The following is a 26,174-nucleotide window of genomic DNA, read 5'->3' on the forward strand; positions in this document are numbered from 1 at the left end:
CTCCCCTGGTCAGGGAGCGTGTCGCATGGACCACCTGAGTCAGCCCGGATCGACGCGATGTGACATTCGGTCGGTCAGTCGGTCAGTCGGGCAGGCAGTCGGGCAGGCAAACGGTCAGGCGGACTGTTGTTCGCGCTGGAGTTCGAGGGCGATGTCGATCAGCTGGTCCTCCTGGCCGCCGATGAGCTTGCGCTTGCCGGCCCGCACCAACAGTTCCGCAGCCGAGACCCCGTACCGCTCGGCCTGGCGCTCGGCGTGACGCAGGAAGCTCGAGTACACCCCCGCGTAGCCCATCATCAGGGCCTGACGGTCGAGGAGGCATTCGGCGGGCATCACCGGGCGCACGACGTCCTCCGCGGCGTCGGCGATCGCGAAGAAGTCGATGCCGGTCTTGATCCCCACCTTGTCGCACACCCCGACGAACGCTTCGACGGGCGTGTTGCCGGCTCCGGCCCCGAAGCGGCGTGCCGATCCGTCGATCTGCTTGGCGCCGGCCCGGACCGCCGCGATCGAGTTCGCCACGCCCAGGCCGAGATTCTCGTGGCCGTGGAAGCCGACCTGCGCGTCCGACCCCAGTTCGGCGACGAGCGCCTCGACCCGCTCGGTGACCTGTTCGAGGACGAGCGCGCCGGCGGAGTCCACGACGTACACGCACTGGCAGCCGGCGTCGGCCATGATGCGGGCCTGCTCGGCGAGCTTCTCCGGGGTGACGGTGTGCGCCATCATCAGGAAGCCCACGGTCTCGAGTCCGCGCTCGCGGGCCAGCCCGAAGTGCTGGACGGACACGTCGGCCTCGGTGCAGTGTGTGGCGATGCGGCAGATCGACGCGCCGTTGTCCTGCGCCTCGACGATGTCCTCCTTGATACCGACGCCGGGGAGCATGAGAAATGCGATCTTCGCGTGCTGCGCGGTGTCGACGGCGATCTTGATCAGTTCCTGCTCGGGCACCTTCGAGAACCCGTAGTTGAACGAGGAGCCGCCGAGGCCGTCGCCGTGGGTCACCTCGATGACGGGGACGCCCGAGAGGTCGAGGGCGGCGACGACGGCACGCACCTCCTCCCGGTCGAACTGGTGACGCTTGTGGTGGGAGCCGTCGCGCAGCGACGTGTCGGTCACGCGGATGTCCCACGACGGTTCGAAGAAGATGTCGTCGCGGCGGTCGGTAGCGGTCATCGGATTCACGCCTTCACGGAGGTGTTGGAAGGGAGGGAGTCCGCCGAGAGGAGTGCGCGGGCGATCTCCTCGCCCACCTTGGTGGCGGCCGCGGTCATGATGTCGAGGTTGCCGGCGTACGGCGGCAGGAAGTCGCCGGCGCCCTCGACCTCGACGAAGGTGGTGACGGTGGCGTGCCCGCCGGACACGACGGTCGGATCGTCGAACTGCGGTTCGTTGAGCAGCCGGTAGCCGGGCACGTACTGCTGCACGTCGGCGACGACGCGGTGGATGGATTCGGCGATGACGTCCCGGTCGGCGTCCTCGGGGATGGCACAGAAGATGGTGTCGCGCATGATCATCGGCGGGTCCGCGGGGTTGAGGATGATGATCGCCTTGCCTCTGCGCGCACCGCCGATGGTCTCGATGCCCCGGCTGGTGGTCTTGGTGAACTCGTCGATGTTGGCGCGGGTACCCGGCCCGGCGGACACCGACGCCACCGACGCCACGATCTCGGCGTAGGGCACGTCCACGACGCGGGAGACGGCGTGCACGATCGGGATGGTTGCCTGGCCGCCGCACGTGATCATGTTGACGTTGGGCACGTCCAGGTGCGCACCGAGGTTCGCGGGCGGCACGACGGCCGGTCCGACGGCCGCGGGGGTGAGATCGATCGCCCGGATGCCGGCCGCCTCGTACCTCGGTGCGGCCTCCCGGTGCACGTATGCCGACGTCGCCTCGAACACCAGGTCCGGCTTCTCCGGCTGCGCGAGCAACCAGTCGATCCCCTCGGCCGACGTCTCCAGGCCGAGCGTGCGGGCGCGGGCGAGTCCCTCGCTCGCCGGGTCGATACCGATCATCCAGCGCGGCTCGAGCACCTCCGAGCGTTGCAGCTTGTAGAGCAGGTCGGTGCTGATGTTGCCCGAGCCGACGATCGCGACACGTGCCTTGGCCATGGTTTCTCCTTGCAGTCGGGACCGGGTGGTCACGAGAACGTGAGCGAGACGGAGCCCAGTCCCGCGAATTCGGCGTGGAACTCGTCGCCGGGGCGCGCATCGACGGCCCGCGTGCACGAACCGGGCAGGACGATGTCGCCCGCCTTCAGCCGCACTCCGAAACTGTCGACCTTGCGAGCGAGCCACGCGACGGCGGTGACGGGATTGCCGAGCACCGCGTCGCTGCGTCCCTCGGCGATCCGCTCGCCGTTGCGGGTGAGCACCGCGTCGATGCCCTTGATGTCGATGTCGGACGGCGCGACCCGCTGCGTGCCGAGCACCCAGCCGGCGGACGAGGCGTTGTCGGCGATGGTGTCCGCGAGGCCGATCTTCCAGTCCTTGATCCGGCTGTCGATCAGTTCGACGGACGGCGCGAACGCGACGGTGGCATCGAGGACGTCGTTCTCGGTGCAGTCCGCCCCGGGCAGGTCCTTGCCGAGCACGAAGGCCACCTCGACCTCCACCCGCGGGAAGCAGTACCGCGAGGTGTCGACGGGCCGGTCCTCGAAGACCTGCATGTCGTCGAGCAGATGACCGTAGTCGGGCTCGTCCACACCCATCATCTGCTGCATGGCCAGCGACGACAGCCCGACCTTGTGGCCGACCACGCGAGCACCGGCCGCGAGGCGACGCCGGATGTTGATCAGCTGGATCTCGTAGGCGTCGACGACGTCGATGTCCGAGTACCGGGCCACGAGCGGGTCGATCGGGGTACGGTCGCGCTCGGCGGCCTCGAGCTCGTCCGCCAGCCGGGTGCGCAGTTGCGTCGGCAGCATTGCGGTTCCTTCCTGTTCACCGGCGACCGGCAGATTCTGCAACCTGTTTCCGTTCGACGCGTGGTGTGCGGGTGATCTTCCTGGCAGAAGGGATGGACTCACCGCGTCATCATTCTATAACGTGTTCTACATGATCAAGCAGGAATACGACATCGTCGTCGTCGGCAGCGGTGCCGGCGGAATGACCGCCGCGCTGACCGCCGCGCACCAGGGCGCGAGCGTCGTCCTGGTCGAGAAGGCACCGCACTACGGCGGTTCGAGTGCCCGCTCGGGCGGCGGCGTGTGGATTCCGAACAACGAGGTCCTCGAGGCGGCCGGCGTCACCGACACCCCGGATGCGGCCCGCACCTACCTGCACAGCATCATCGGCGACGTCGTGCCCGCCGACAAGATCGACACCTACATCGACCGCGGTCCAGAGATGCTGTCCTTCGTCCTGGAACACAGCGCCTTGGAACTGCAATGGGTGCCGGGCTACTCCGACTACTACCCCGAGGCCCCCGGCGGCCGGCTCGGTGGGCGGTCCGTCGAACCGAAACCGTTCGACGGCAAACGACTCGGCGACGATCTCGCCCTGCTCGAACCCGACTACGTCGAGGGCCCAACCAACTTCGTCATCACCCAGGCCGACTACAAGTGGCTCAACCTGCTCGTGCGCAATCCCCGCGGACCGGTTCGCGCCGCGAAGGTCGGCGTGCGGTACCTGTGGGCGCGGACACGCAGGAAGCACCTGCTGGTCCGTGGCCAGGCGCTCATGGCCGGACTCCGCACGGGTCTGCGCGACGCCGGAGTGCCGCTGCTGCTGAACACCGCCCTGACGGACCTCGTCGTCGAGGACGGGGTGGTAAGCGGTGTGCGGGTCGAGTCGGACGGACAGCAGCGCACCATCCGGGCGCGTCGCGGCGTGGTGATCGCCTCCGGCGGCTTCGAGCACAACGAGCAGATGCGGAGGCAGTACCAACGCGCCCCGATCGGCACCGAATGGACCGTCGGCGCCAAGGCCAACACCGGAGACGGCATCCGCGCAGGCCAGTCTCTCGGCGCCGCCGTCGATTTCATGGACGACGCCTGGTGGGGCCCGTCGTTTCCGCTCACCGGCGGCCCGTGGTTCGCCCTGTCCGAGCGCAGCCTGCCGGGCTCGATGATGGTCAATGCGGCGGGCCGGCGCTTCGTCAACGAATCCGCCCCGTACGTCGAGGCGGTGCACGCCATGTACGGCGGTCGCCACGGCCGGGGCGACGGACCGGGCGAGAACATTCCGTGCTGGATGATCCTCGACCAGCGCTACCGCAATCGCTACACCTTCGCCGGCATCACGCCCCGCAGCCCCTTCCCCAAGCGGTGGCTGAAGGCGGGTGTCGTCGTCCGCGCCGGCTCGATCACCGAGCTCGCCGAGAAGATCGGGGTGCCGGCAGACGCCCTCACCGCGACGGTGGAACGCTTCAACGGCTTCGCCCGGGCGGGCCGGGACGAGGACTTCGGACGCGGGGAATCGGGCTACGACCACTACTACGGCGACCCGCGCAACAAGCCCAACCCGAGTCTCGGCGCCATCGACAAGGCCCCCTTCTACGCGATCAAGGTGGTGCCCGGTGATCTCGGCACCAAAGGCGGCCTGCGCACCGACGCCGACGCCCGGGTCCTGCGCGAGGACGGGTCCGTGATCGAGGGACTCTACGCGGTCGGCAATGCCAGCGGCCCCGTCATGGGCCACACCTACGCCGGACCCGGCGCCACGATCGGCCCGGCCATGACCTTCGCCTACCTCGCGGTCCTCGATGCGCTCGCCCGGCCGGAGCAGCCGGCGGCGCCGCCGGTCTCCGAGACCGTCGAACAACACTGAACCGCACCCGGCCACGCCGCTCTCCGTCCGCCGAACAGAAAGGCTCACCCGTGCCCATCGATCCCGCCGTCGCGCTCGGCGCCGAACTGCCCGTCCAAGAATTCACCTGGAGCAGCAGCGACGTCCAGCTCTATCACCTCGGTCTCGGGGCCGGAGCCCGTCCCACCGACCTCGGTGAGCTGCGCTACCTACGCGACGACGACCCGCAGGTCCTGCCCACCTTCGCCACCGTCGCGGCGACGTTCCACGCGACCGAGCCACCGAAGGTGTCGTTCCCCGGTGTCGAGATCGACCTGGCGAAGGTGGTGCACGGCGGCCAGGAGGTGACGGTGCACGCTCCCATCCCGCCGGAAGGCAAGGGCCGCACAGTGACCCGGATCGCCGAGGTGTGGGACAAGGGCAAGGCCGCGGTCATCGTCCAGGAGTCGACGACCACGGATCCGGCCGGCACTCCGCTGTGGACGGCCCGCTCGTCCATCTTCGCCCGCGGCGAGGGCGGTTTCGGCGGCGAACGCGGACCGTCCGAGTCCGTCGAACTTCCGGACCGGGCACCCGATTTCGAGGTGGACGTCGCGACGCTGCCGCAGCAGGCCCTGCTGTACCGGCTGTGCGGCGACCGCAACCCGCTGCACTCGGACCCGGAGTTCGCGACAGCCGCCGGATTTCCCGCCCCGATCCTGCACGGACTGTGCACCTACGGGATCGTCTGCAAGACAATCACGGATGCGGCCCTCGCCGGGGATGCCGCGGCCGTGCGGGGATTCAAGGCTCGATTCGCCGGCGTCGTCTTCCCCGGCGAGACACTGAGGGTGCGCGCCTGGCGGACCGGCGGCCGCGTGCTCGCGGCAGCCGCGGTGGTCGAGCGTGACCTCGCGCCCGCCCTCACCGACGTCGTCCTCACCATCGCCTGACCCCGTCCTCCCTCAGCACCGTTCCGGCACGGGACGGTGAGAAAGCAGCGCATCCATGACGATTCGCACCGAACCTCTGCGCCTGTCCCGCCGCGGTTTCCTCGCAGCCGGCGCGGGCGCCCTCGCGGCCACCGCGCTCGGCGGCTGGACCCCGGTCCATGCCGTGCCGGCCGGCTCGTCCGGCGCCACGCTGCCCACCCCGGCCGCCTTCCCCGACGGCATCGCCCTGTACCAGCAGGCCTACCAGAACTGGTCCAAGGAGATCATGCTGGACGCGATCTGGACCTGCGCCCCGCGCAGTCCCGAGGACGTCGTCCGCCTCGCGAACTGGGCCCACGCCCACGGCTACACCATCCGGCCACGCGGTGCGATGCACGGGTGGACGCCGCTGACCATCGTCAACGGCGCACCGATCGATAAGGTGATCCTGGCGGACACGATGGTGCACCTGAACGGGGTGTCGGTGAATCCCGGATCGGCACCTGCCACCGTCACGGCCGGTGCGGGCGCGACGCTCGACGCGATCACCACGGCACTGCAGGCGAACGGCCTCGGCTGGGCCAATCTCCCCGCGCCCGGCGTGCTGTCCATCGCCGGCTCCCTGGCCGTCAACGCCCACGGCGCCGCGTTGCCCGCCGACGGTGAAGCGCGCGTGCCGGGGAACACCTTCGGCTCGCTGAGCAACCTCGTCACGGAACTGACCGTGGTGGCGTGGAACGGGAGCGAGTACGCGCTGCGCACCGTCACGCGCGCGAACGCCGACAGCACCGCACTGCTCACGCACCTGGGCCGCACGTTCGTCACCTCGGTCACCCTGCAGGCCGGGCCGAACACGCGGATGCGGTGCCAGAGCTACACCGACATCGACTGGCGCGAACTCTTCGCCCCCGCCGGCGCCGCCGGACGCACCTTCGAGAGCTTCGTCCGTGCTACCGGGCGTGCGGAGGCGATCTGGTACCCCTTCACCGACAAGCCGTGGATGAAGGTGTGGTCCCTCGCACCCGAACGGCCGGCCACGTCCCGCGAGGTGTTCGGCCCCTACAACTACCCGTTCTCGGACAACGTCCCCGAGCCGGTCACCGACGTGCTCGGGCAGATGACCGCCGGGAATCCGGCCGTCGCGCCGGCCTTCGGCCAGGTCTACTACAACACCACCGTCGCCGGCCTCGCCGCCACGAACTCGAGCGACATCTGGGGCTGGTCGAAGGATCTGCAGTTCTACATCAAGGCCACCACCCTGCGGCTCACGGAGGGTGGCGGCGCGGTCCTCACCAATCGAGCCAACATCGCGAACGTGATCCACGACTTCACGCAGTGGTTCCATCAGCGCATCGAGCGCTACCGGGCACTGGGGCAGTACCCGCTCAACGGCCCCGTCGAGATCCGATGCTGCGGCCTCGACCGGCCCGACGACGTGCAGGTCCCGTCCGCCGGGCCGCCGACCATCTCCGCGACCCGCCCGCGACCCGACCACCCCGAATGGGACACCGCGATCTGGCTCAACGTGCTCGGGGTGCCCGGGACACCCGGGATGTTCGCGTTCTACCGCGAGATGGAGCAGTGGATGCGCGGACACTACGACAACGACGACTCCACGTTCCGGCCCGAATGGTCCAAGGGCTGGGCGTTCGGTCCCGAGCTGCCCTACACGGACCAGCGGGTCGTCGAGCAGGTCCTGCCCGACACCTACCGCGAGGGCGTGCCCGCGGACGAGAACTGGGACTCCGCACGAGCGGTGTACAACCGCCTCGACCCGCACCGGATCTTCAGCAACAGCTTCATCGACCGGCTGCTGCCCTGACGAGAAGCCGGCCGGTATCCGCGCCCACCGGTGCTACCCGCGCGCGTCCTCACGCGCGCGGGTAGCACCGGACCGCGCGAGCATCGCGACGACGGGTCTCCTGCCGAAGCGGCCCCACAGCTGTCCCAGCCGCACCCACAGCTGCCAGTACGCCACACCCACGACGAGTGACGCCGCGAACGCGAACCACGGGTCGATGTCCCGCAGCTGCGGATAGACCGTGAAGTGGGTCAGGTAGATGTAGAGCGACGAGGCGGCGAGCACCTCGGCCGGCCGCACCAGCAGCGCGGGCCACCACATTCGTGGCACCCAGATCAACAGGAGCAGCCCGCCGATCACGAGCGCGGTGCGCTCGGGTTCGGCGTGGAAGAACCCCGGCACGGTCGCGACCGCCACCGCGGACACCACCAGTCGTTGCCACCCCGCGTCGGCCCGGGCTGCCGCCCAGCCCAACGGAAAGAGCCAGAACACCACGTACGAGGCGAGGATCTGACTGGTCGGCATGTCCGGCCCGAGCACCTCGTACCGGGTCAGCAGCCCCAGACCCACCAGTCCGAGCGGGAACGCGAACGGGAATCGTCGCTCGCGTCGGTCGAACCACGGCACGGCGAGCAGCAGAGCCACCGCGACCAGCGCGTACACCAGTGCCTCGACGAACCAGTACCGCCACTCCCTCGTCCAAGCGGGCGGCCCGAAGACCCCGTTGAGCAGCAGCACACTCGACCAGCGGTACTCGCCGGTGATCACGTGCACCGCCCCGATCCACGCGACGGCGGGCGCGGCGATCCGCGCGACACTGAGGAGGGTGGTGCGCAGCCGTTCGACACGGGGCTTGGGCAGCTGGAACCGCGCGTAGTTGTAGCCCGCGGATGCGAGCAGCACGTGTGCTCCCCCGACAAGGGCGAACAGGTGCAGGTGCGAGCCGACGATGAGCACGATCGCCACGGCACGGATGAGCACGTTGGTCTCGACGGTCCGCCAGCCTTGCGGTGTCCGGCGCGACGACGGGCTCAGCTCGCGCAGCGGCGTCGTCGGCCAGTCCGCGGGCAGGTGGCCGAGCAGCCGCTCGAGCCGCACCGACATGCGCACGTACGACAGCGAGTCGCCCCCGAGGCCGACGAACGTGCTGTCGTCGGTGACGTCGTCGCTGCGGAGTACATCCGCGTAGAGCTCCCGTAGCTGCCGTAGGTCGGCGGTCCGCGATGCAGGCGCCGGCCGCGGCGGTTCCGGGGTGGCGCCGAGGGCGGCGACAGCGCGGTAGTCCGGTTTGCCGTTCGGGGTGCGGGGCATCTCGGCCACGACACACACCCGCACCGCGGACTCGGGCAGCCCGCTCGCGCGCGCCGCGACCGCCCGCACGTGCGCGGCGTCGGCGGACTCGACGGCGACGATCAGTTCGTCGTCGCCGCCGGCGCAGCACGCGACGAGTTCGTGGCGCGCGAGGACGGATTCGATGCGTTGCAGATCGATGCGAAGACCGAACAGCTTCGCGAAGCGCGATCGGCGGCCGACGATCCGGTACAACCCGGCGTCGGTGCGGACGGCGAGATCACCGGTGCGCAGTTCGTCGACGGTGCGCCCGAGGGCCAGATCCTCCGGGTCGGTGGCATAGCCGAGCATGACGTTGGGCCCGGTGTAGACGAGTTCGCCGGCACCGTCGCCGGCTTCGGGCACGGGGTCGATGCGGAAGGCGCCGCCGGGGACGGGGACGCCGATCGTGTCGGGGTGCTCCGCGGCGAGGTGCGGAGGCAGGTAGGCCATGCGGGCGGTGGCCTCGGTCTGCCCGTACATCACGAAGAATTGCCACCCGCGGCGGTGGCCGAGGCCGACGTAGCGGCGGACGCGGTCGGGATCGAGACGACCGCCGGCCTGGGTGACGTAGCGCAGATGGGGCAGGTCCATGTCCGCGAACCCGGCGCGGTCGAGCAGATCGAAGGTGTAGGGCACGCCGGCGAGTGCGCTGACCCGGTGCCGGTGCACGAGGTCCCAGAATCCGGGGTCGGTGACGGACCGGTCGGTGAGCACGATGCCGGCGCCCCGCAACAGGTAGCTGTGCAGCACCGACAGGCCGTAGCAGTAGTGCATCGGCAGCGTGGTGATCGTGCGGTCGGTGTCGCGGATGTCGAGGTAGTCGGCAATGGCCTCGGCGTTGGCCTGCACATTGTGCTGCGACAGGCGGACGAGCTTGGGCGAGCCGGTCGAGCCGGAGGTGCTGAGCAGCAGCGCCAGGTCGGGGTGCAGGTCGTGGCTGGTGTCCTCGGCGCGTTCGTTCAGGCGGCCGTCCTCGACGACGACGTCGGGACGGTACGCCTCGATCGTCGCGGCGAGGGCATCGGGCCGGTCGCCGGGCACGAGCAGCACGGGATGGCCGGCGGACAGCGCCGCCAGGTAGGCGACAATCGCGTCGACGGTGTTGGCGCCGACGACGAGCACGAGACGCCGGGTCGTGCCGAGGCGGTCGGCGACGTCGGCGACCCGCTCGGCCAGGTCGCAATAGGTGATCTCGGCGCCGTCGCAGACGAGTGCGGTCCGTTCGCCGTGCTCGGCGAGGTGTCGGACGAACGGAACCGTCGGACAGTCGACGAGCTCGGTGGAACGTGGTGACACCGCGGCAGTCTATAAGGTTTGGCTGTCCTGAATCCAGGCTCGGGGTCTTCTCGCGGCAGGGCGAGGTGGCCGAGCCCGAGCGTCGGCGCGCTTCCGGGGCTTCGAGATGGGCGGCGGCACCGGAGGGGCACAGTCCGCTCGTGCCTAGGATTGGCCCATGGGAGCGGCCGCGGGTGAACGGTATTTTCTCGAGTCTCTGGATCGGGGGCTCGCGGTACTCGAGTGCTTCGACGAACAGCACCGCGAGCGCACTCTCAGTGAAGTGGCCCGAGCTGTCGGGATCACTCGATCGACCGCGCGACGAATCCTGTTGACCCTCGTCGATCGCGGGTTCCTCCGCCAGGAAGGCCGTCGCTTCATGTTGACCCCGCGGGTCCTACGTTTCGGCTTCTCCTACCTGTCCGGGCTGGCCCTTCCGCAGCTGGCCGAACCGCACCTGGCGAAACTCGCCGCCGAGCTCGAGGAGACCGTCTCGGTCACCGTGCTCGACGGAGCGGACGCACTGTACGTCGCGCGAGTCCGTTCGCCGCGGATCGTGCGCATCGCGATCTCGGTCGGCATGCGCTTCCCCGCGTACGCGACCTCGCACGGCCGGGTCCTACTGGCCGGACTCACCGACGAGGAGCTCGACCGCTACCTCGAGACGACGGAACTGCGGGCGTTCACCGACCGGACCCTGGTGGACCCGGACCGGCTGCGCGCCGAGATCCGGGCCACGGCCGAGCGGGGGTGGGCACTGTCCGAGGACGAACTGGAAGTGGGGATTCGCGGCGTCGCCGTGCCCATCCGGGACCGAACCGGCCGGATCGTCGCCGCGCTCAACTCCTCCCTGCAGAACACTGCGCATTCCGGCGACGACGTCGAGTCACGAGTGGTCCCCCGATTGCAGGACGCGGCCCGGCTGATCGGCGCCGATCTCGCGATCAGCGGACCTTGAGCCGTGCGCGGTACCGGTGCCTCCCCTCCCCGGCCGGGCCGCACCCCGCTCGACGAGGCGGATACACCCGATCACAGCCGCTGTGGTTCGAAAGTTACCTTTCAGCAGGCTGATTCCCCATTCTCGACCGTCGGATCCCGAGCTGCGAGCAGAGGGAGAGAACTGTCCGCCGACCCACTGCCGGCTGCTCCACGCGGAGACACCGCCAGTGGCCCTCGCTCGCCGTCGTCTCCGGCCGATCCGCGCTTCAGTGCATCGTCACGGCACCGGATGTCCGTGACGCCGGAGCGGTCCGGCCGGCGTCGCGATGGTCGTGTCCGAGCCGCCACGCGATGAGCCCCGAGATCACGCATCCGCCCGCGAGGTAGAACGCCACGAGATGCCACGACCCGCCGGAGACGGTGACCAGGGCAGCCGCAATGAACGGGGTGAAACCACCCCCGACCGCGCTGGCGACCTGGTAGCCGACCCCGGCGCCACTGTAGCGGTACTCCGCGCCGAACATCTCGGTGAACAACGGTTGCTGCACGCTGACGACCATGTCGTGGGCGATGTTGACCAACAGCACTGCGAAGACGACCGTTCCGATCATCGAGCCGCCCTCGAGCATCGCGAAGAACGGGAACGCACAGACGGCACCGAGCGCGGAACCGAGCATGTACACCCGGCGACGTCCGTACCGGTCGGACAACCATGCGAACGCCGGGATGGTCACCATTCCGAGGGCACCGACGAGCAGACCGACGTTGAGCATGAAGCTACGTTCCATGCCGAGTTCGTTGGTGGAGTAGCTCAGTGCGAACGTCGTGACGATGTACATCGAGAACAGCTCGACGAAGCGCAAACCGATGATCTGCAGAAACGCCTTCGGATGCTTGGTCAGTGCTTCCAGGAGAGGGATGCGCTTGCGGCTGCGTTCGCCGAGCTCCGCTTCGATCTCCTCGACCGTCTCGGTGAACTCCTGGCTCTCCTCCACGCTCGAGCGGACCCACAGGCCGAAGGCGACGAGCACGATGCTGGCGACGAACGGGACCCGCCACCCCCACTGGGCGAACGCCTCGTCGGTCGTGACGCTGCTCATCAGCATGACGAATCCGGTGGCCAGAATCAGGCCGACCGAATAGCCGACCTGAACCCCGCTGCTGTAGAGAGCCTTCTTCTTCGGCGGAGCACTCTCCACCGCCATCAGAGCGGCACCACCCCATTCACCACCGACCGCGAATCCTTGCACGGCCCGGAGCGCGACGAGCAGGACCGGCGCCCACCACCCGATCGACGCGAAGGTCGGCAGCAGACCGATCAGGGCGGTGGCGCTTCCCATGATCACGATGGTGAGCACCAGCATCCGCTTGCGGCCGAGGCGGTCACCGAAGTGACCGAAGACCACTCCGCCGAGTGGCCGGAAGAGGAAGCCGACACCGAAAGTCGCGAACGCGGCGAGGGTGCCGATGGCCGGGCTGACGTTCGGGAAGAACTCCTTGTTGAAGACGAGCGCGGCCACCAGGCCGTAAAGGATGAAGTCGTACCAGTCGATGACAGCGCCGACGAAACTGCCGAACGCGGCGCGGCGCGCCTGGCGCTCGTCGGTGCCGGTGGGACGGTCGTGCATAGCCGATCCTCTATCCGTGTGTTCGTATTGCGAACGCATGTCCGCTGAGTGGATACATGTGACGGTAGGCACTCGCCGGGAGTGCCGTCAAGACGAGAGAGGAGCGGCAGCCCGGCCCGAGCCGACGACAGCCCGCACCACAGCGACGAAGGTCGTCGGAACACAACGGTGTAATTCTTTCCGGCGCAGGACTATTCCGATTCGTTACCCTGCGGCCCGGCACGGGAGACCGGATAATTCCCTCCATGCCCGCCTCTCGCTCCGCGGTCCCCGCCCCGATGCTCGCCACCACGGGCCGGCCGCCGATCGGCACCGGATGGGCGGTGGAGATGAAGTGGGACGGTGCACGCACGGTGACGATGTGCGACGGCGAGCGGTGCCGGCTCTACAGCCGCAACGGCAGAGACGTCTCCGGGATCTACCCGGAACTGACGATCGCGCTGTCGGCGCTGGCGCGCGGCCGTCCGATGGTCGTCGACGGGGAGATCGTCGCGCCCGACCCGCGGACCGGGGCGCCGTCGTTCCCCCGGCTGCAGAGCCGCATCCACGTGGCGAAACCGACGGGCGCGCTGATCCGGACCACACCCGTGGAGTTCTACGCGTTCGACCTGCTCGCGCTCGACGGCGCACCGACGACCGGGCTGCCGTACCTCGAACGCCGCCGCCGGCTGATCGACCTGTCGATGTCCGGTCCTCTCGTCCGCACCCCACCGCACTGGGTCGGCACCGACACGAAGATCCTGCTCGACCTCGCCCGCGACCACGGTCTCGAAGGCATCGTCTGCAAGCGGACCGACTCGACCTACCAGCCGGGGCGCCGGTCCCCGGCATGGATCAAGACGGCGCTGCGCAAGAACACCGAGGTCGTCCTCGCCGGGTGGCTGCCGGGCACCGGGCCGCACCGCGTCACCTTCGGATCCCTGGTCCTCGGCGCTCACGACAACGACGGTCGTCTCGTCCACATCGGCAACCTCGGCACGGGCTTCACCACTGCCGGGCGACGGGCGCTGTGGGAGCGGCTCGACGAACTCGAGCGGCCCACCTATCCGTTCGACGTCACGCCGCCGGCGCCCGTAGTCCGGGCCGCCCGGTGGGCCGAACCCGTGCTGGTCGGCGACGTCGAGTACCGGGAGTTCACCGGCGACAGTCTCCGGCACCCCAGCTGGAAGGGGTTGCGGCCCGACAGGGAACCGGGCGAGATTCTGATTCCACCGCTGACGTAGCGGTGCCCGATCTCCCGGACTCGGGCCCCGCACCGTCACGGCGGCCGATGAAGGCCTCAGGTCACGGGAGTGGCACGCCGGCCTCGTCGATCGCCAGCCACAGCCCGCCGAATTCCTCGACCCGGTGACACAGCACCTGCCCGGGGTCCTCGTCGGCATAGAAGTACAGCGGATGCCCGGCGTACGTGACCTGGATGGTCCCGTCGGTGCGCGCCGTGGTTCCCAGCAGCCCCTGGTCGGCGTCGCCGGCCGCGACGGGGGCGCCGACGGTGAGCACCGGCGGCCACGCCACGGCGCAGTCGCCGTAGCAGTCGGGGACCGTGCCCACCTCCCGGTCGAAGATGTAGATCGCCTGGTCCGTCCGGTCGAAGAGCATTTCGCCGAGGGGTCCGTTCGCCGTGGTGACCACCGTCGACTCTCCGGTCGTGGTCACGGCCGGTTCCGACGCCGGCACGGCATCGTAGGGACCCTCGTCCGACGTCCCGCAGGCCGCGGCGCCGAACACAGCGAGCAGGAGGACCGCGCCCCGCACGTCCGCACGGCCACGGATCCGCGCCGACCTCATCGGTGCTCGGGATTCTCGAACGACGGATGGCAACCGGCATCCCACAGCGAGCGTTGATTGCCACCCACGGGGAATCCACCGGCCTGCACGAGCAGCGCGGCGGTGTGCATGAGGTTGTAGGTCATGAACGTGGTGTTGCGGTTGGTGAAGTCGTTCTCCGGACCGCCCGACCCCGGATCGAGGTACGACGGGCCCGGACCGGCCTCCCCGATCCAGCCGGCGTCGGCCTGCGGCGGGATCACGTATCCGAGGTGCTGGAGGCTGTAGAGGATGTTCATCGCGCAGTGCTTGACGCCGTCCTCGTTGCCGGTGATCAGGCAACCGCCCGCGCGTCCGTAGTACGCGTACTGGCCGTGCTCGTTGAGCAGCGACGAACAGCCGTAGAGACGTTCGACGACCTTCTTGGTGACCGACGAGTTGTCACCCAGCCAGATGGGCCCGGCGACGACGAGGATGTGCGCGGCGAGGATCCGCTCGAACAACTGCGGCCATTCGTCGCTCGGCCACCCGTGCTCCGTCATGTCGGGGTACACACCCGTCGCGATGTCGTGGTCGACGGCCCGGATCTGGTCCACCGTGACGCCTTCCCGTTCCATCAGCGCCACACTGCGATCGATCAGACCCTGCGTATTGCTGGTCTCGGGCGACCGTTTGAGGGTGCAGTTGACGAACATGGCGCGCAGTCCCTCGAACCGGCGCGATCCATCCGCGCCCTGCAACCCCTCGAACACCGGTTCGGTCATGGGTCCTCCCACACGAGATTCGCACACCCACGATAAGCCGGGGCAACGTCGCACGGAAGCGGTTCCGTGTCCGGCCGGCTGCGGGCGCCCTCCGGTAACGTGCGGAACATCTGGCCCAGGGAGAGGGACCGGCACCGGTGACGGACGAACTCGGCGCAACCTCCTACCGCGACCGGATCGCGGCCGCGCTGACCACGTACGCCTGCGGCGACGCGTTCGGCGTCCCCTGGGAGGGCGCGGCCGCGGCGGACATCGACCTCGGGACGGCGGCAACCCTGCCCGTCCGGCCCGGCTGGCCCCGGGGTGCGACGTCGGACGACACGGCGCTCACCCTCCTCGTGGCCGAGGTGCTGACAACGGCCGCGAACGAGGATCCGGGCTCGATGTTCCTGCGTCTGCTCAGCGAGCGCGCCGAGACCGTCCCGGGCCTGGGGCCTCCACACTGGCCGCAATCCGGACCTTCCGCGAATCGGGCCGGCGTCCCGAGGCCGATGGCGACACGAACGGTGCTGCGATGCGGGCTCTTCCGGCCGGTTGGGCGGTTCCGGTCGACGACCCGGATCGCCGGCGCGCACTCACCCTGAATCTGTCCCGGGTGACGCATCCGTCACCGGACGCGCAGTGCGCGGCAGCGGTGATCTCGGCGTGCGCCTCGTGGTCGCTGGAAGGCGCGGACGCGCAGCGGTTGCTCGAGGCAGCTCGCGACGAGGCGCGCATCGAGACCGGGGAATTCGGTGGTAGCCGTCTTCTCGAGGACCTCCTCGCCGCGGTCGCGGCGGACCGCTGGAGTGCCGCACCGTCGGGTGTCTCGCTCGAACCGTACGACACCGTCGCCGCCGTGCTGCACTGCATCGTCACGGTGCGGTCGCCGGTCGACGCCATGCTCGCCGCCGTCGCGCTCGGCGGGGACACCGACACGGTCGCCGCCCTCGTGGGCGGTCTGCTCGGTGCCCGATTCCCGTCCGCAGAGGCAGCGCTCACGCAGATCCCCTGGTCGTCCGCGGTCCTGCTGCCGGACGCGGCCGTCGTCACCGGATTCGCGGCCGGTCTCGCCTCGGCGCGTGCCGCCGTCCGGTAGACCCGCCGGTCACAGGGCGTGATCTCGGTACGGCGTCACCGGCCGGGAGGCGAAGGCGTCGCGACGTTCATATCGGTGTCGTCCGTGACGGTCGACAGGAACGGATGTGGCGTCTGTACCGGAGACCGTGGAACTCGGACTCGGCTGCCGGCCTCGGCTGCCGGCACAGAACCGGCGGAGCAGTCGCCGGGGTGCGGCGCCGAGAGCGTCAAGCCGCCTGGGCGACCTCGGCCGGGGCACTTGCCGCCACCGGGATCGATGTCCGCGATTCCGCCTGCGTAACGGTCGGGGCCGCGCCGCAGTGCCCGGTCGCCCTGCACAACAGGTGTGTGGCCGCACAGAAGATCCCACCGAGTACTGCCCACAGCAGCGAACCGAACATCCACATCCCCACCACTGCCACCGCCAGTATCAGCATGCCGTCCAGCACGAAAGCCATCATGGGATGCGCGACCAGCGGTTCGTCGTTGCCCTGCCGTTCCGTCTCCATACGCCCGTCTCCTTTCCTGCCGACTCCGTATCCGATACCCCGCTCGGACGGAATCCACACCCCGGGTGCACGAACCCGGGAGACGCGCAACGAACGCGATACGCGTTCGACTGGCGACATCGTTTTGTGATGCGATACAAATCAGTGCATAATGTGAGAGCGATCACATTGTGGTACGGCAGGGGGTACATCAGTGATCCATACATTCGAAGGTCGGCACAGGTTACCGACCAATAACGACGATGCCGGCGAGTCCTGCTCGCGTCTGCGGCACACGTCCGGCACGGCGGGCGTCGCCTGCGCGGTAGCGGCAGCCATGACGGTGGCCGTCACCGGTTCGGCGCTGCTCGGACTCGCGATCGCGGTATCCGTTCTGGTGGCTGTCGCCATCGCCGCCGTCATGATCTGACGTCACGGGGACCGCACTCGGTGGGGGCGTCGAGGACTCGGCACAGCCGGATCGCGTTCTTCCTCGCGACGACACGTCGGTCCGAACCGAGAACGTCCCGCCCTCGGCGAGGGCGGGACGTTTCCAGGCCGGCTCAGCGCTGGTCGCGGACGGTGTGTGCGGCGTCGCGTGCGTCGCCTTGCACCGCGCGGGCAGCGTCGGTACCTTCCTCGGCGACGGTCGTCGCGGCGTCCCGAGCCGTGTCGGCGACGGCGCGTGCCGCCTCCTGTGCGGGCTGCGTGAGCCGCTGAGCGGTTTCCTTGGCAGCGCCGGTGGCCTCCTGCAATGCCGGCTCCGCTGTCTCCTTCAGCGCGACGGCGGCCTGCTGCTCGGACCGGCTGGCGGGCACCAGCGCGGCGGCCACGAGGCCGGCGCCGAACGCGATCAGCCCGACCGCCAAGGGATTGCCCTGCGCCTGCTGCTGCGCGGTGGCGGGCACGCCGCGTGCCGCGTCGGTCGCCGACGACACGGCCGAACGGCCGGTGTCCGACAACTGCGACGTCGCGTCCTGCGCCGTGCCCATGACCCTGTCCCGCATCCGGGACAGCGAGCCGCCGATCCCGCCGACCTTGCGCCGGGCGATCGTCGAGGGCCGCGCCCGATCGGCGAGAGTGTCGACGTCGGCGCTGAGGCTGCGTCGCGTACGGTCTATTTCGGCGCGGATCCGATCCGGATCATCGGTGTTCGTCATCGCTTCTCCTGAGGATGAGGGGCAAGTGCTCCGGGCACCTGGGAAAGGGTTTCGGTGGTGCGGGGAAGTCCCTTGGCGCGAGCCATCTCCGAGCGTCCCAGCACGGCCAGCAGCGTCGCGACCACCGCCCATACGACGGTCACGACGAGCGCCGACCAGCCGCGGCCGATCGCGTTGCCCAGCGCCCACCATGCGGCGATGGACAGGAACAGCAGCACGAAGTGCGCCGCCACCGCGGCGCCGGCAAGCATGCCGGCGCCCTTGCGGGCACGGGTCGCGGTCTGGGTCGCCTCGGCCTTCGCCAGTGCCAGCTCCTGCCGCATCAGAGTGGACAGGTCACCGCTGACATCGGCGAGCAACTCGCCCAGGGAGCGCTGGTCGCCAGCTCGATTGTGGTCTGTGGGAGGAAGAGTCACGGCCGCACCTCACCACCGGGATACGGCGGTGCGTATCCGCCGGGCGGCGGGGTGCCTGTCCCCGGCGCCGAGTAGCCGCCGGGCATCGGCGCGCCCGTCGCGGGTCCCGCAGGATACGTTCCGGGCACCGACGTGCCGGGTCCCTGTGCCGGGTACGCGTATCCGGCGGGCCCGCCGGCGCCGGGATCGGCGGCGGTGAAGCCGGGGTGCGCGACCCCTGGAGGCTGTGGCACCGCAGAATGGGGCGCCGGCGAGTACGAAGCGGAGGAATCCCTTGTCGCGGAATCAGATCCGGAGTCCGCGTCCTTCAGTCCGCGACCGAGCCGGCCCAGGACGAATCCCGCTCCCGCAGCGAGGGCGATGAAGGCCCCCGGCCGGCGCCGAGCGAAACCGCTGACCTCGTGCAGGACTCCACCCGGCTCTCGCTGCTCGAGCCAGGAGGCGACGGTGTCCGCTCGATCGGCCGCCTGACGGACGAGGTCGCCGGCCATGCCGGGTTGCTCCGAGTCACGCGCCATCGAGCCGAACTGTGCTCCGAGCGTGCGCAACCCCTCGGCGACCTTCTTCTGCTGTCGAGCGGCCTGGTCGGTCAGCTCGTCCCGGGTGCGCCGCAGCACGTCCTGGGCCTGCGCAGTCGCTTCGTTCTTCACACGGGCGGCCTGATCGCCGGCCGTTCCGGCCACATCCCGGCCTGCGTCCGCGGCTCGACCGGCGACCCGGCCGGCCTGTTCCTGTGCGACCTGCGCCGACGAGGCATCGTCCGGTTCGCCGCGTGACGTCCGATACTCGTCGAGACGGTGCCGGGGCTCCGGTATCGGCCCGTCCGGGGAGGTGAAGGGTTGCTCGGTGAGCGGGTCGGTGCTCCGTCCACCCGGGTCCGGGTATCCGCTGTACGTCATCAGTGTTGTCCTTCCGAGGGAATCCGGAATTACGGCCGGCACTTCTGCACGGTCCTGCATGTGCCGGGCCGTCCCGCCGTGTCACCGGCGGTCGCCGATGGTCGTCGATCTCCACCAGCCGTACGCCCCCCGCTTACCCGGGTCCGGAAGAGGCAAACGTGCCGCATATCCGGCATTACCGACGGTTCGGGCAGTCCCGGCAGCCCACCGGAAGCACCCACCCCGGCGCCCGCATCAGCCGGTGATCACCAACAGCCAATCTACGGCGCCACCGGAGTTCGATCCCGGCGTGGACACGTTTCCGTCCCGGTCCACCTGCGCCGGCAACGAGGGCGCCGCGGCATCGGCGGGATCGATCCAGGCGTAGCGCGCTCCCTGCGGGATCAGGGAGAGCGCGAGCCGAATCGTCCGCTCCGTCGGCACATAGACGACGGCGAGGGAGCCGTCCGGCGTACGTGCAGCGGTGACGTAGTCGTTGTCCAGGACGTCCACCATCTCGTCGTCCGTCGAGCGGGTCCCGCGCCCGTCGAGGACGAACGGCTCGTCGACGTCCGGCACCAACTGCCACCACGCCCACGACGCCCACAGGTCCCGGATGGCTCGGAGTTGCGTGACGGCGGGGGTATCGAGGCGCGCTTCCCACCCGTCCCGGAACTCCCAGTCGTCGGAGCCACGGAATTCCCCCGGGGAGCCGGATGTCAACGCCCAGAGGGCTTGGCGGCGAAGCGTCTCGTCGGTCGTCGGGGCGGTCTCGGGCTGGTTGTTCTCGCCCTCGTAGTTGCCCTCGGCGAACACGGCAGGACGTGGATCCCGGATGCCTGCCGGTCGCTCGTACCCGTCCAGCACCGCCTCGTAGGTCGGCAGGTAGGTGTAGACGAAGTTCCAGTCCACCAGTGGTTCCCAGAACGGGTTGTCCGTGGAGAGCGACTTCTGGGGCCCGAGTTGTATCGCTGTGCGATCATCCGGCCGTAGACCTCCGCCTGTTCGGGGGTTGCCGAAGCGAACACGCTGGAGAGGTTCCACCCGTCGATCGGGTACAGGAACAACGTGTTTCCGTACCGGCAAGCGATTCGGGCGTACTCGTCGACGCGTTCCCAGTACGGCTCGTTCCATGCGGTGATGTCGCCGTCGACGAACGGCTCGATGCCGTCGAAGGTGGCTCCGTTCTCGTTCGGCCCGCCGTTGTCGGGGACGGCGATCGCGGAGATGATGGCGGCGTCGAATCCGTGCGCCGCTCGATTCGCGAAGTACAGCTCGGCCTGCTCGGGCGACCAGTCCGCCATGCCGGACCACGGCGAGTCCCCGCGGATCGAAATCGGGTCACCGTGCTGATCCTCGAAGTAGCGGCCGTTGCGACCGACGGAGGAGACGTAGCGGTGTCCGGCGCTCTCGGCGACGTCGCACGCGGCGGCCGCCGGGACGGTCGCGGGCGGCGACGAGGGCATCTGCGGTCCGCCGCCGTCCGTGCAACCGGCGACACAGAGCAGGACCGGAAGGGCCAGAGCAGAGTGTCTGTTCACGCTTCTCCCACCCGGCTGCGCTCCCCGGAGAAGTGCGCGCCTGCCGAGATTTCAGCCGATCCAGCGGCCCCGGTGTCGTATGGTTCGACTCCGGATGCGCTCAGCCGAGTCTATGCCCTCGTGCCCCGGCCCGCCTGAGCCTTCCGTGCCCAGGATGCCGACCGGTCCGGCCCGGTCCCCGCGCCGTGAACCGAGTGCCCGTTCCGCCGCGAACGCCGCCGGGTCCGGCTTACCGTGAGCGTGCGGCGGCATGTTCGCGCCCGGACGATCACCGGCCGCACGGAGAGGGGCACGATGAACGATCTCCTCCGGCAGGTCGCCGAACTGCGCACGGATCTGCAGGACCTGGACCGGCGGGTGCGTTCCCTCGCCGACGCGTTCGACCTGGTGGAGCCGGCGCCGGACGACGACACCGGCGAAGCCAACCTGCGGGAGGTCATCGACAGCCTCAGCGACGCCCACCTGGATCTGAGTACGGCGGACAAGCACCTCGAAGCTGCCGCGTCGCACGCGGCACGCCTCCGCGGCTGACCTCGTCGACCGCCGCAACGGACATCGTCGCGGTAGGCTCGGGCTCGCCACTGTTCGACCACGACGGCCGGTCCCACACCGGCGCCGCAGGAGGCAATTACATGAACGGTGCCGTCGGCAGCGACCCACGGATCGCCCACCACCCCGCCGTCAGGGGTGCGCCCGACACCGGGCATCTGCCGCAACGGCCCCGCGTGGTGGTCGTCGGCGCCGGCATCGCAGGACTGACAGCCGCCACCGCGCTCGCCGAGCGCGGCGTGGAAGTCGAGGTACTCGAACGCGAGGCGTACCTGGGCGGGCGGGTCGGCGGGTGGCGTGAGCGTCTCGACGACGGCACCGGGCTCGCCATGAATCGCGGGTTCCACGCCTTCTTCCGGCAGTACTACAACCTGCGCCGGTTGTTGCGACGGACCGACCCCGATCTGCAGCGGCTGACGGCGGTCGACGACTATCCGCTCGTCGACGGCGCGGGCCGGCGCGACACCTTTCGCGGAATTCCCAACACCCCACCGTGGAACGCTCTGGTGTTCGCACTGCGCAGCCCCACGTTCCGGCTGCAGGATCTGGTGCGCATCGACGTGCGGGCCGCGGCTCCGCTCGCGACCGTGTCCGTGCCGGAGATCTACGACCGGCTCGACGGCGTCGACGCCCAGACGTTCCTGCAGCGCATCCGCTTTCCGGAGGCAGCCAATCACCTGGCGTTCGAGGTGTTCTCGCGCAGCTTCTTCGCTCCCCCGGCCGGAATGTCTGCCGCCGAGCTGGCCACGATGTTCCACATCTACTTCCTCGGCTCCGCGGAGGGCCTGCTGTTCGACGTCGCCACCGGCAATTTCGACACCGCCCTGTGGGGACCGCTGGGCCGGTATCTCGAGGGCCACGGCGCGCGCATCCGGACCGCCACCGCGGTGACCGGCATCGAACCCGGCGGCACCCGCACCTTCCGCATCCACGACGACACCGGCGGCAGCACCGACGCCGACGGCATCGTCCTCGCCCTCGACGTGGCCGGATTGCGCTCCCTCGTCGACGCCTCGCCCGACCTCGGCGATTCCGGATGGCGCTCGCAGGTGCAGCACTTGCGGTCCGCTCCCCCGTTCCTGGTGCAGCGGCTCTGGCTGGACCGTCCCGTCGCCACGGACCGCCCGGCATTCCTCGGCACCGGCGGCCTGCGCCCGCTCGACAACATCAGCGTGCTCGAGCGCTACGAGGAGGAGGCCCGCGCCTGGGCCGCACGCACGGGCGGTTCGGTCGTGGAGCTGCACGCATACGCCGCCACGGGCGACGGAGTCGGCCAATCGCGTTCGCCCGAGGATGTGCAGGCGCAGGTGCTCGCGCGCCTGCACGCGATCTATCCGGAGACGGCCGCCGCCCGCGTCGTCGAGGAACGCACGCTGTGGCGCCAGGACTGCCCCCTGTTCGGGGTGGGCGATTTCGCGCAGCGGCCGACCGTCCGCACCCCACACGAGCGGCTGATGCTCGCCGGCGACGGCATCCGGATCGACCTGCCGGTCGCCCTCATGGAACGTGCGGCCACCACGGGGTGGGAGGCCGCCAATTCCCTTCTCGCCCAATGGAACATCGCCGGCCACGACCTGTACACGGTTCCCACCCGGGGCCGCTCGACGGTCCTGCGCCGGCTCGCCGCCCTGGAAAGGCGTCCCGCATGAGCGTGCTCGATCCGCTGTACCGTCGCTGGCCCGCCACGTGGCCCGTCCAGCCCATGGATCCGGACCGCTGGGCCGCGCAGGCGCCCACCTACCGGGGCGCCCGGCCCGAACTGATCAACGCCATCCTCGACCGCTCGCAGCGCCGGCCCTCCGGCAACTGGTACGTCGTGGCCGCCAGTCGGGACATCGGTACGGAACGTCCCTTCGGCATCACCGTCGCCGATGTCGAGCTCGTCGCCTGGCGCGACGGCGATCAGGTGATCGTCGGACCCGGCGCGTGCCCTCACCTCGGCGCGCCGATGTCGCTGGCGGCAGTGGACTGCGGTGCGCTGATCTGCCGTTGGCACGGTCTGCGCATCGACGCTGCGGGCGCGTACGGCTGGAAACCCTTCCCCAGTCACGACGACGGGGTGCTCGTATGGGTCCGGCTCGACCACGTCGGCGGCGAGACACCGACCGAACTTCCCGTCGTCCCCGAACGTCCGACCGCCGAGTCCCGCATCGCAGCCGTCGCCACCCTCGTCGGGGTGTGCGAGCCCGACGACATCGTCGCCAACCGCCTCGACCCGTGGCACGGCGCCTGGTTCCATCCGTACTCGTTCGCCCGACTCGAGGTGGTCGAGGCACCCTCCACCCACGGCAGCCCTGACGGAGAGGACCGATTCCTCGTCGACGTCACCTTCCGGGTCGCCGGCCGGATCGGGGTTCCGGTCCGTGCCGAGTTCACCAGCCCCGAACCGCGCACCGTCGTCATGCGCATCGTCTCGGGCGAAGGCGTCGGCAGCGTGGTCGAGACCCACGCGACCCCGCGGGGCACCGGCCCGGACGGACGTCCCCGCACCGCGATCGTCGAGGCCGTCGTCGCAGATTCCCCGCGCCCCGGGTTCGGCATCGCCACCCGGCGCGTCGCCGCCGCCCTCCGCCCCCTCATGCAGCGCACGGCCACCCGGCTGTGGCGCGACGACCTGGACTACGCCGAGCGCCGCTATCAGCTCCGTGCCGCGACCTCGCCGGGCCACGTCCCCGGCCGGTAGCTGCCGCCGCGTCGGTGATCCGCCGCACCGCGCCCACGTCGGCTCGGATTCGGGTCCGAGGACCCTGGTCCGCGCCGCGGCTCGCGCGCACAGTCGAGGCATGCTCGACACCGCTCTCGACATCTTCCGGGTGCGCCAGTACTTCGATGTTCTCGCCCGCGGCCGGGACGTGGTCGAAGGCGTGCGCACCGACACCGGATTCCTCGTCGACGTCGCGCGGGCAGCCCTGCAGCGCCCGTCGGGCACGCTGGACCGGGAACTGCATCCGTTTCCCCCGTTCGAGCCCTTCCGGGTCCGGATCCGGGAGGGCGATCGGATCGCGCTGGCCGCGACCGGGGGCAGCGGGGCGCTCGCATCGCTGGTCGGAGTGGCCCGCGCCCTGGAGGAAGGCGGGATCCGGCCGTCGGTCGTCTCGGTGTGCTCCGGTTCCGCGCTGTTCGGCTTCCCGATCGCAGCGGGGGTCCCCGCCGACGAGGTCGCGGCATTCACCCTCGCGCTCGACCCCGCGGACTATGTCGACGTCGACTGGCGACGGCTCCTCACCGTCGCACCGACCGTGGGCCGCGGCTTCGCCGGCATCCTGCGCGGCGATGCGCTCGAGGCCACGTACCGGCGTCTGCTCGGCGACATGACGCTCGCCGCGATGCCCGTGCCCGCCTACGCGCCGATCTGGAACATCGAGCAGAACCGCCTCGAGTACCTCGGGCCGCGAACGTATCCCGACCTGCCGGTGGCGCGGGCCGTGCACATGGCGGTCGCGTTGCCTCTGTTCGTCGCCCCCGTGGAGCTCGGAGGGTTCCACTGGTGCGACGGCGGGATCGTCGACATCTTCCCCGTCCACCCGCTGCTCGACCTCGAACAGCCGTGCGAGGTGACCCTCGGCGTGAACGGCTTCTATCCGCCCGGCTTCGAAGGCGAGGACGCCACCGGGTGGGCCGAACATCGCGCGAGCATCCTCTACATCGCCTCTCAGGTCCGTACGTCCCAGCAGGTCGAGCTGGCACGGGAGAACCTGGCGCGGCTGCGCGCGGCCTCCGACGTCACGATGGTCGAGCCGGTTCCGTACGCGAAGGTGCGGGGCGTCGGCTTCTACCGGCAGTTCCTCGGCACCCGGGACTGGGCGGAGTTCATGCGGGCCGGACGTGCCGCCGCCCGGCGTGCCCTGGCGGCATGACTCGTCGGCAACCGAACTTGTCGGACCCCTCCGGCACTGTGTACAGCGTGCCCGTACGGGTACCACTCGACCGAACGGCTCGGGAGATTCCACGGGAGGTTCGACATGGCGAACGTAACGATGTTCCGTCGGGTGATCGCGCCGACCGCGGTGGCGTTCCCCTCCTCCGCGCTCGCGGACGCCCTGGTCGCTGCGGCGGCCGACGTGCCGCTGCACGGGTCGGTGGCCGGCACGGTGGCGAGCAGCGTGGACGACGCGGTGCGGGTGCTCACCGCCGACGAGGGCGGGTTGTTCCCGTCGCAGGCGGCCGCCCTCGTCTACGAGTGCTTCATCGGGGCGATACACGGACTCGACACGATCGACACCGCGGTGGCCCTCGGCGCCGTCTTCACCGCCTACCTGGACCGGCTCACCGCCGGCGGGCGCGTTCCGACGGACGTCGCGGCAGCCTGACCGGCCGGCGCAACGGCCCGCGACGTGCAGGTCCGCGTTCCCGGGCCCCGCCGTGACCGCCGGTCACCGGTAGACTGAAGGTCGACCCTGCCGTGCACGGCAACCCTGGTATGACGAGAAGCAGGCTCGGTAGATCGTGAGTGAAGGACGGAGTGGGCACGCGGTTGCGCCCGGCCGGGCCGAGACCCGGACCCCGGCATCATCGTTGCGCCGACTGAAGCAGCGGTGGCTCCGCTGGCGTCGGCGCATCGAAAGGCGTCCCTCGCTGAACCTGACATACCGCATCACCGTCGGGACTTTCGGAACACTGGTGTTCCTGGCCGGCATCGTGGCCATCCCCTACCCCGGCCCGGGCTGGCTCATCGTCTTCGCCGGCCTCGGGATCCTGGCCTCGGAGTTCGCCTGGGCACACCGTCTGCTGCACTTCGCGCGGGGCCGCTACGACCGGTTCATGCACTGGTTCGGGCAGCAGTCGCTGGTCGTGCGGGGCGCGGGGGCGCTCACGACCGGCGCGATCGTAATCATGACCCTGTGGCTGCTCGGCACCCTCAGCCTGGCCGGCGGCTGGGTGGGGGTCGACTACTCGTGGCTCGAGAGCCCGCTCTGACCGG

At 70.0% G+C, this 26,174-nt stretch carries 22 protein-coding genes and 2 pseudogenes; 12 read left to right on the forward strand and 12 right to left on the reverse strand.

Annotated elements, in window-relative coordinates:
* Window positions 1-114: 114 nt before the first annotated feature.
* Genes dmpG through QYS60_RS20140 form a run of 3 tightly spaced genes read right to left on the reverse strand, consistent with a single transcriptional unit; the run spans window position 115 to window position 2,923 of the window.
* A complete protein-coding gene (gene dmpG, locus QYS60_RS20130; RefSeq protein WP_003935900.1) occupies window positions 115-1,173 on the reverse strand; it encodes a 4-hydroxy-2-oxovalerate aldolase in 1,059 nt (352 codons plus the stop codon).
* Window positions 1,174-1,178: 5 nt separating this feature from the next.
* Window positions 1,179-2,108 carry an acetaldehyde dehydrogenase (acetylating) gene (locus tag QYS60_RS20135; RefSeq protein WP_371384094.1) on the reverse strand — a complete coding sequence of 310 codons (930 nt, stop codon included), beginning with the start codon at window positions 2,106-2,108 and terminating at the stop codon, window positions 1,179-1,181.
* A 29-nt stretch (window positions 2,109-2,137) separates the two neighbouring features.
* The gene (locus QYS60_RS20140; protein ID WP_289377175.1) at window positions 2,138-2,923 is read right to left on the reverse strand and encodes a 2-keto-4-pentenoate hydratase; all 786 of its coding nucleotides are present in this window, start codon (window positions 2,921-2,923) and stop codon (window positions 2,138-2,140) included.
* 130 nt (window positions 2,924-3,053) lie between these two features.
* Here QYS60_RS20140 and kstD point away from each other — a divergent pair, with 130 nt between their 5' ends.
* The 3 genes from kstD to QYS60_RS20155 are packed head-to-tail and all read left to right on the forward strand — an operon-like array spanning window position 3,054 to window position 7,478.
* Window positions 3,054-4,766, forward strand: a complete 1,713-nt coding sequence (gene kstD, locus QYS60_RS20145) for a 3-oxosteroid 1-dehydrogenase (protein ID WP_289377174.1) — start codon at window positions 3,054-3,056, stop codon at window positions 4,764-4,766.
* A 50-nt stretch (window positions 4,767-4,816) separates the two neighbouring features.
* Window positions 4,817-5,677, forward strand: coding sequence for a MaoC/PaaZ C-terminal domain-containing protein (locus QYS60_RS20150; protein ID WP_371384095.1), 861 nt, complete (start codon window positions 4,817-4,819; stop codon window positions 5,675-5,677).
* 55 nt (window positions 5,678-5,732) lie between these two features.
* Window positions 5,733-7,478: a cholesterol oxidase substrate-binding domain-containing protein gene (locus tag QYS60_RS20155; RefSeq protein ID WP_289377170.1), complete on the forward strand. Its 1,746-nt coding sequence runs from the start codon at window positions 5,733-5,735 to the stop codon at window positions 7,476-7,478.
* 33 nt (window positions 7,479-7,511) lie between these two features.
* On the opposite strand, the gene QYS60_RS20160 is transcribed toward QYS60_RS20155, so the two are convergent.
* Complete coding sequence (locus tag QYS60_RS20160; protein WP_371384096.1) at window positions 7,512-10,085, reverse strand: non-ribosomal peptide synthetase; 2,574 nt, start codon at window positions 10,083-10,085, stop codon at window positions 7,512-7,514.
* Between the two features lie 157 nt (window positions 10,086-10,242).
* Between QYS60_RS20160 and QYS60_RS20165 the strand changes: the two genes are divergently transcribed.
* Window positions 10,243-11,022 (forward strand): IclR family transcriptional regulator C-terminal domain-containing protein, encoded by a 780-nt coding sequence (locus QYS60_RS20165; protein ID WP_003935907.1) that lies wholly within the window; start codon window positions 10,243-10,245, stop codon window positions 11,020-11,022.
* A gap of 247 nt (window positions 11,023-11,269) precedes the next feature.
* Here the strand turns inward: QYS60_RS20165 and shiA are convergent, their stop codons facing one another.
* Window positions 11,270-12,631: a shikimate transporter gene (gene shiA / locus QYS60_RS20170; protein WP_371384097.1), complete on the reverse strand. Its 1,362-nt coding sequence runs from the start codon at window positions 12,629-12,631 to the stop codon at window positions 11,270-11,272.
* Between the two features lie 245 nt (window positions 12,632-12,876).
* Here shiA and ligD point away from each other — a divergent pair, with 245 nt between their 5' ends.
* Entirely contained in the window at window positions 12,877-13,854 is a 978-nt protein-coding gene (ligD, locus tag QYS60_RS20175; protein WP_371384098.1) for a non-homologous end-joining DNA ligase, read from the forward strand.
* Window positions 13,855-13,915: 61 nt separating this feature from the next.
* Here ligD and QYS60_RS20180 read toward each other — a convergent pair whose 3' ends face one another.
* Window positions 13,916-14,287, reverse strand: a complete 372-nt coding sequence (locus tag QYS60_RS20180) for a hypothetical protein (protein WP_371384099.1) — start codon at window positions 14,285-14,287, stop codon at window positions 13,916-13,918.
* Between the two features lie 128 nt (window positions 14,288-14,415).
* Entirely contained in the window at window positions 14,416-15,162 is a 747-nt protein-coding gene (locus tag QYS60_RS20185) for a flavodoxin family protein (protein WP_371384100.1), read from the reverse strand.
* A 137-nt stretch (window positions 15,163-15,299) separates the two neighbouring features.
* On the opposite strand from QYS60_RS20185, the pseudogene QYS60_RS20190 reads away from it, so the two are divergent.
* A pseudogene (locus tag QYS60_RS20190) lies at window positions 15,300-16,240 on the forward strand (ADP-ribosylglycohydrolase family protein).
* A gap of 208 nt (window positions 16,241-16,448) precedes the next feature.
* On the opposite strand, the gene QYS60_RS20195 reads toward QYS60_RS20190, so the two are convergent.
* The 5 genes and pseudogenes from QYS60_RS20195 to QYS60_RS20215 all read right to left on the reverse strand — a co-directional run bounded on the left by QYS60_RS20195 (window position 16,449) and on the right by QYS60_RS20215 (window position 20,704).
* Complete coding sequence (locus QYS60_RS20195; protein ID WP_289377155.1) at window positions 16,449-16,730, reverse strand: hypothetical protein; 282 nt, start codon at window positions 16,728-16,730, stop codon at window positions 16,449-16,451.
* Window positions 16,731-17,272: 542 nt separating this feature from the next.
* Window positions 17,273-17,869 (reverse strand): DUF3618 domain-containing protein, encoded by a 597-nt coding sequence (locus tag QYS60_RS20200; RefSeq protein ID WP_289377154.1) that lies wholly within the window; start codon window positions 17,867-17,869, stop codon window positions 17,273-17,275.
* Complete coding sequence (locus QYS60_RS20205) at window positions 17,866-18,285, reverse strand: phage holin family protein (RefSeq protein ID WP_003935915.1); 420 nt, start codon at window positions 18,283-18,285, stop codon at window positions 17,866-17,868. The genes QYS60_RS20200 and QYS60_RS20205 overlap by 4 nt, the downstream gene beginning before the upstream one ends.
* Window positions 18,282-19,184, reverse strand: coding sequence for a hypothetical protein (locus tag QYS60_RS20210; protein ID WP_289377152.1), 903 nt, complete (start codon window positions 19,182-19,184; stop codon window positions 18,282-18,284). Before QYS60_RS20210 ends, QYS60_RS20205 begins: the two co-directional genes overlap by 4 nt.
* A 234-nt stretch (window positions 19,185-19,418) precedes the next feature.
* Window positions 19,419-20,704, reverse strand: a pseudogene (locus QYS60_RS20215) (DUF4038 domain-containing protein).
* A gap of 294 nt (window positions 20,705-20,998) precedes the next feature.
* On the opposite strand from QYS60_RS20215, the gene QYS60_RS20220 reads away from it, so the two are divergent.
* The 6 genes from QYS60_RS20220 (at window position 20,999) to QYS60_RS20245 (ending at window position 26,170) form a co-directional block, all read left to right on the forward strand.
* Window positions 20,999-21,235: a hypothetical protein gene (locus QYS60_RS20220; protein ID WP_289377150.1), complete on the forward strand. Its 237-nt coding sequence runs from the start codon at window positions 20,999-21,001 to the stop codon at window positions 21,233-21,235.
* Window positions 21,236-21,336: 101 nt separating this feature from the next.
* Entirely contained in the window at window positions 21,337-22,902 is a 1,566-nt protein-coding gene (locus QYS60_RS20225; protein WP_289377148.1) for an FAD-dependent oxidoreductase, read from the forward strand.
* Window positions 22,899-23,936: a DUF5914 domain-containing protein gene (locus tag QYS60_RS20230; protein ID WP_371384101.1), complete on the forward strand. Its 1,038-nt coding sequence runs from the start codon at window positions 22,899-22,901 to the stop codon at window positions 23,934-23,936. The genes QYS60_RS20225 and QYS60_RS20230 overlap by 4 nt, the downstream gene beginning before the upstream one ends.
* Before the next feature lie 100 nt (window positions 23,937-24,036).
* Window positions 24,037-25,110, forward strand: a complete 1,074-nt coding sequence (locus QYS60_RS20235) for a patatin-like phospholipase family protein (RefSeq protein ID WP_371384102.1) — start codon at window positions 24,037-24,039, stop codon at window positions 25,108-25,110.
* A 105-nt stretch (window positions 25,111-25,215) separates the two neighbouring features.
* Window positions 25,216-25,563: a hypothetical protein gene (locus QYS60_RS20240; protein WP_371384103.1), complete on the forward strand. Its 348-nt coding sequence runs from the start codon at window positions 25,216-25,218 to the stop codon at window positions 25,561-25,563.
* Window positions 25,564-25,768: 205 nt separating this feature from the next.
* The gene (locus QYS60_RS20245) at window positions 25,769-26,170 is read left to right on the forward strand and encodes a TIGR02611 family protein (RefSeq protein ID WP_003935927.1); all 402 of its coding nucleotides are present in this window, start codon (window positions 25,769-25,771) and stop codon (window positions 26,168-26,170) included.
* Window positions 26,171-26,174 lie beyond the last annotated feature (4 nt).

Source organism: Rhodococcus sp. GXMU-t2271, assembly GCF_041414735.1.
Classification (GTDB): domain Bacteria; phylum Actinomycetota; class Actinomycetes; order Mycobacteriales; family Mycobacteriaceae; genus Rhodococcus; species Rhodococcus indonesiensis.